Below are 1,249 nucleotides of genomic sequence, written 5' to 3'. Positions count from 1 at the left end.
GTATCGGTATTACCACCCTTGGCTACCGAGCCATCAGACGCACCAGCCAGAGTGACGGTCACGCCACTGCTGTTGGTACTGTAGTTGAGAGTATCAGTGCCGCTGCCACCATCCAGGATATCGGAACCATTGCTTGAGTGGATTGTGTCGTTCTGATCACCGGCACTGATGTTATTGTCCTCATTATCACCCGTGATGGTGTCCATGCCGTCTGTGGCAATAATGTTTTCGATATTGTGAAGTGTGTCTGTAGACGTGCCGTCATTGACGGTACCGTTACCGCTGCCATTGAGCACAACGGTGATACCGGAATTAGTGTGGTTACTGTAATCCGCCGTATCAGAACCTGTGCCGCCATCCAGGGTGTCTGTCCCTGTACCACTTTCCAGAGTATCGTCGCCAGCCATACCATTGAGGGTGTTATTGCCAGTGTCTCCGATCAGGGTATCGTTGTTGCTGGAGCCAGTGACATTTTCAATATTTTTGAGTGTGTCGGTATCACTGCCATGAACCGCACTGCCGTCAGAAGAGTCCCTCAGGGTAACGGTCAAACCATTGCCAGAGCTGTTGAAATGGGACGTGTTGTAATCCACCGTGTCGCTGCTGCTGCCGCCATCAAGAGTGTCGTCGCCATCAGAGCCATAAATAGTGTCTGCGCCGGCACCGGCATTGATCGAATTGCTGACACTGCTGCCGGTTAGAGCGTCGTTATGATTACTGCCAATAATATTTTCAATATTCCTCAGGGTATCAGTGCCCTGATCGACGCTGCTGCCTGTCTCGCTTGTCAGGTTGACGGTCACGCCATTGGTAGCGCCACTGTAATCCACCGTATCACCCAGACTGCTGTGAGCCCCTCCCTCCAGCACGTCATTACCGGCACCACCGATCAGCGTGTCGTCGCCCGAGCTGCCATCGAGGGTATTATCAGCACTGTCACCTGTCAGTGTATCGTCGGAGAAACTGCCGGTAATATTTTCGATCTCGTAGAGGTTATCGGTGCCATTGCCGGTGGCTACGCCGGTGGTCAGGTTGACATTCACCGCGCCACCGTCAGCGTAACTGACCGTATCATTACCGGTGCCACCGTATATTTCATCGTCACCGGCGTTGCCTTGCAGTGTGTCCGCACCACTGTCACCGTAGAGAGTATCGTTGCCAAAACCGCCTTTCAGCAGGTCATCGTCTCCCCCTCCACGCAGGATATTGGCCAGGGAACTGCCGGTAATATCATCGGCCTGACCGCCCC

Annotated in this window: 1 protein-coding gene; it reads right to left on the bottom strand. The window is 53.7% G+C overall.

The genetic code is table 11. The features are described 5' to 3' along the window. A partial coding sequence (locus tag KDK17_RS01005) for a calcium-binding protein (protein ID WP_306671203.1) occupies window positions 1–1,249 on the bottom strand: 1,249 nt, incomplete at both ends.

Source organism: Endozoicomonas sp. SESOKO2 (genome assembly GCF_024606245.1).
Lineage (GTDB): Bacteria > Pseudomonadota > Gammaproteobacteria > Pseudomonadales > Endozoicomonadaceae > Endozoicomonas_A.
This window is presented reverse-complemented; position numbering and strand designations above follow the sequence as displayed.